The sequence below is a fragment of the Synechococcus sp. H60.1 genome (genome assembly GCF_047462335.1).
Lineage (GTDB): Bacteria > Cyanobacteriota > Cyanobacteriia > Thermostichales > Thermostichaceae > Thermostichus.
In genome coordinates this window covers 40,465-44,909 of sequence record NZ_JANSJA010000274.1, presented here as the reverse complement: position 1 = coordinate 44,909, position 4,445 = coordinate 40,465, and the positions used below count along the sequence as shown (strand labels likewise).

General features: G+C 61.8%; 4 protein-coding genes. All 4 read right to left on the bottom strand.

Annotation, left to right across the window (positions count from 1 at the left end; all coding sequences use genetic code 11):
• The coding region (locus tag NW852_RS12640; protein ID WP_414426795.1) for a 1-acyl-sn-glycerol-3-phosphate acyltransferase at positions 1-1,264 on the bottom strand (1,264 nt) is incomplete at its 3' end.
• Between the two features lie 213 nt (positions 1,265-1,477).
• Positions 1,478-3,025 (bottom strand): Hsp70 family protein, encoded by a 1,548-nt coding sequence (locus NW852_RS12635; RefSeq protein ID WP_414371697.1) that lies wholly within the window; start codon positions 3,023-3,025, stop codon positions 1,478-1,480.
• Positions 3,025-3,573 (bottom strand): hypothetical protein, encoded by a 549-nt coding sequence (locus NW852_RS12630; protein WP_414371699.1) that lies wholly within the window; start codon positions 3,571-3,573, stop codon positions 3,025-3,027. The genes NW852_RS12635 and NW852_RS12630 overlap by 1 nt, the downstream gene beginning before the upstream one ends.
• Before the next feature lie 48 nt (positions 3,574-3,621).
• Positions 3,622-4,140 (bottom strand): hypothetical protein, encoded by a 519-nt coding sequence (locus tag NW852_RS12625; RefSeq protein WP_414332930.1) that lies wholly within the window; start codon positions 4,138-4,140, stop codon positions 3,622-3,624.
• Positions 4,141-4,445: the final 305 nt, after the last annotated feature.

The window sequence follows — 4,445 nt, the reverse complement described above, 5'->3', positions numbered from 1 at the left end:
AGATGGGATCCCCCACCGTAACCTGAACTTCTCGCCAACCCAGGCGAGGCCGGGCCGGGTAGGGATCGCCGCGCAGGCGGGCCAAGACATCAAACAGGATCAGGGCACTTTCTGCCAGCCGCTCAAAAGAAGGCTTACTCAGCAAGTACTCTTCCTGCACGGCCACGCAGCTTTCCACCAGGCGCATGTGCTGTAGGTAGAGGGTAGCCTGCTGGGCTTTCCAGTTGAGCAACCCCCGCTGCAGCGGAGCCAGGGATCCGGGATGTCGCAATTCTTCTCGGTAGATCTGGATCCAGGCAGCTTCTTCGATGCGGCGGCAGCGGCTGTTCCAGTCCCCTTGGGGAGATAGGCCAAAGTAGGTCTCGGCCGTCTGCAGCGCCGTGTGGAGCAGCCGTTCCAGGCAGGCGTTGAAAGGCTCCCCAGAGGGAAGAGGGGGAAGGCCGTAAAACGTTTCCATCTGGGCCAGCAGGTGGTGGGCCAGGCCACAGATCCGCTGAGCCCAGTGGCGGTTTGCGGAAGGCTTGGGATCCGCCGGCGGCGTCAGGCCACTGAGGCGCTCGAGGTGGCTTAGCAGGCGCTCCAGCTTTTTCCAAGAAGGCTTCAGGTAGCGGTATTGGATCCCGATGGGCACCACAACTACCTTCTCCGAACGACCGGCTTTGGCCAGGTCTTCGGCGCACCAAAAGGCCAGTTGCGCCGTTCCCGGCTCCAGAGGATTGACCCGCTCGCTGTGGCCATTGGTGGCCCCTTCCGGCGCGATCCCAAAAGGAAATGGGCCGTCCAGCAGTAGGCGCCGCGCCGCCGCCAGCGCCAGCCGATCCACCCGCCGTCCCCGATGCACAGGGATCCCGCCCAGGCGAGACAATAGCCACCCTAGCCACTCGCCACCCCAAAGAGGCATGCCCCGGTCGTAGAGAAAATGGGCGTGAATGGGTTTGCGGAGGGGGATCCCTTGGCGACGGGCAGCCTGCGGCACCAGGCGAGAGAGCACGTAGAGGCCCACCAGGGGATCATCCACCTCCACATGGCGGAAAGCGAGGATCAGCCGGATCTGGCCCGCCTGAAACTGGTGGTAGAGCTGCGCCAGGATCTCCACGCCCCTAGCCTCGATTTTGGCAATACCGGAAGGAAGCCAGGGCCGCACCCTCAGCCGCAACAGCAGTGGCAGGATCCCGTGGACAAGCCGCAGCACCCAGGGGCTGTAGGCCGGCGGGATAAAGTCCAGGGGGGGACGGGCAAAAGAGGGGGGTGGTGGTGGAAACAAGGCTTTTTCTCAAATACTGAATTGCTCAAGCTAGGCCCAACAAATCCCCATCCAATCGATCGGGTTATGGTCGTTTCAAATCTACCCTTACCCCCAGCCCCTCTCCCTGAGGCATCCCTCACCCCCGGCCCCTCTCCCTGAGGGAGAGGAGAGGATGGCCAGATAGCGCTGTTTGGGTTTCGGTGCGACAAGAGGCTGAGTGCCTTTCTCTCTCTAACTCAGGGTGGCTACGGGCTGGGCCTCTACCAAAAGCTGCTGGGTTTGCAAGTCGAAGATAGTGGCCAGCAGCCGCCGCGAGGCATCGACGGCAAATTCCACCTTGAGGCGATCTTCTCCTGCCCGGCCTGGGGGCTGCAGGCGGGCCAGACAAGCCGGCTCGGCGCCGGGGGCCAGGGATCGAAAATCGGTTTGTCGAGTGAGTTGGCGGCTGCTCATGCGCCCCAGCTCGTCGTAAACCACCTCGGCCTGGGCCACCTGAGCCACTTCTCCCACATCGAGGCGAATTTCGGTTTGCCCGTCGTTGGCCACCTGCAAGATCAAGGGCTCGGAGCGTCGGCAGGGGTAGGGGCTGCCCTGCTCAAACAGAGGGTAGTAGATATAGCTTTTTTGCAAGGGATCCCAGAGGCGGATGGCGTAGCTGTGGTGCAGGCGATCCTCCAGCTTAACTTGGCGGCCCACCTGCAGGGCGCCCAAGGCCACAGCGTCGAAGGGGCGTTCGCAGCGGACTTTCTTTTTGCCAAAGTAGGAGCGGAGCAGCTCTTGGACTGCCGGCAGTTGGGAGCTGCCTCCCACCAGGAGCACCTGCTCAATTTGGCCTTTGCCCACTCCCCTGGCCTGGGCAGTGAGAAGCACATCGTCTAGGCACTGGCGGATTTGATCCAAGAGCTGGTGGGTTTCTAGAATCTCCTCCAGCACCTGCCGATCCAACTGCAGCTCATAGGCAGTTAGGGCTTCGTCGTCAAACCAACTGCCCACCGCCTTGGGCTGGGCAGAAAGGGCGATCTTGAGCTGTTCTGCCTGCTCCAGAAGGGTAATCCAGCTCAGGGCTCCCAGCTGCTGCCGGCTCAGCCCCAGTTGCCCCAGCAGGTATTCGGCAATCCAGATGTCGATGTCCAATCCGCCCACGTAGGCATCTGCCTTGGCGATTACCTCTGCCTTGAGGACGGGGTTGCCCGGCTGGGGGGGAAGGGTGCGCACCAGGCTGAGATCCAAGGTGCCGCCGCCGAAATCCACCACCAGCACAAGGGATCCCGGCTGGCCAACCGAATAGCCCAGGGCAGCGGCAGTGGCCTCGTCCACAATCTGAATGGGATCCCCGGCCACCCTCCGCAGCCAGTTTAAGTAGCGCTCAAAAGAGCCGACGGGAGCTGTAAACACCACCTGTTGCGGCTGCGGGTATTCTTGTTGGATGGCTTCCATCACCGCCTGCAAAAAAGCCTGGGCCACCCTCTCGGCATCGTAGCGCTCCCCATCCAGAACTCGCGGCGGGGGCACAAACTCCGCCACCAGATCCCGCTTGAAGCCCTGAAACAAGCGCTGCGGATCCACTGCCCCCCAGCGCCCGGCGCGCACGGTTTCTCCCACCAGAAGTTGGCCTTTTCCCTTGACGTAGACCAGGCTGGGAATAGCCGCGTAACTGGGGCGGGAGAGGCCGGGAAGGCTGAGCAGGCGGGGCGCTTCTTGTCCAGGATCCCAAACCGCCACCACGGTGTTGCTGGTGCCAAAATCAATAGCCAGCGTCGCTTTGGGGACGGGTGCCATCAGCTCAATCCTCCGGGCAGGGAGCGACTAACTTTGGCCGGGCAGAGAATGCGATCGCCGCAGCGGTAGCCGACAAAGCGGATATAGACGGGATCCCCGGGCCGAATGTCCGGCTGATCCGGCTGGTGCAGTTGCGGGTCGAAGGGGACGGATTCAAGAGGGCTGCCGATGGCTTCATACCCCCACTGCTGCAGCAGGGCATCCAGCGACCGGAACAGAGCCGTCACGTTCTGGGCCGGCCAATCCGGCTTGCGCCGGGCAATCTCGCGGACGGTGGGGTAGCTGGTCAGCAGCGGCTGCAGCAGGGAGAAGATTGCCTCTGCATTGTCAGAGCCCCTTCCGCCGCCAAGCAGGGATCCCACATCCCACCGGAGAGCGGCAGCCAACTTTTGCAGTTGCTCCAGGCGCAGGGATCCCCACCGCCCTTGGCGCACCTGATCGAGGGCGCGGCGGCTGATCCCTGCTTGAGCTTGCAAGGCCCGCCATGAGGAAAGGCCAACGGCTTGCATGCGTTCCCGCAGCCAACTGTCCAGCGGTCTCTCGGCCATTGGGTTTTGCCAGGGATCCCTATGATCATGCCCCAACTGGGGCCTGGGTCAGGGATCCCCAAAGCGCAGGGAGCGGGCTATGGCTTCCACATCCCGGTCGTAGCGCTCGCGCCGGCTGGCCGGATAGACCAATTCAAAGCCCGCCTCTAGAGAGGGGCGGACAAGCTTTTTGAGATAGAAAATCCGCAAGCTGCCTGGCTCGTAGCCGGAGACCACGAAAAAATCCCGACCGGCAACTTGATAGGTAACCCGGCGTCCGCTTTCTCGGCTGCGCTGCAACTCCTCTTGCAGGGCGCTGGCAGGCGTTGCTTGAAAAATATTGTACCCACCCCAAACGCGGAGCTCAGCCCCCTCTTCGCCGACAAACACCTGACCGTCGCCGCTATCGGATTCCCCTTGGGGGACAAAATCGGCCGGATAGTCGAGGCGATAGCCAAAGCGGGCATTGATGTAGGGCTGAAAGCTTGACTGGGCCAGTACCAAAAGAGCGGGTGAGGCCAGAGCCGGGATCCCTTTTCCCACAAAGAGAGCGGCGAGCAGACAGGCTAAGCAAGCAGCAGATCTCATGGTTTCGAGTTTTTCGGATCTGCGGCCATTCTAGGCTCCTTTTTTCTAAACTGCTGCTGGCAAAGGGATCCCTCACCCCCAACCCCTCTCCCACAGGGAGAGGGGAGAAGGATAGGGTTTCCAGTTTGTTGATTTGATGTCGATTAACTCCGCCGGTCGCTATCGAGGTTTTGCCCGGAGCGCAGCAGTTCAATTTTTTCTCTAGCTCGCTGGATAGCGGCGCAGTTGTCCACTGCTGCCCAGGTGGAGGCCAGAAAAAGTCCAGGGAGAGAAACTTCTCCTTCTTCGTCGCCAAACAACACGCC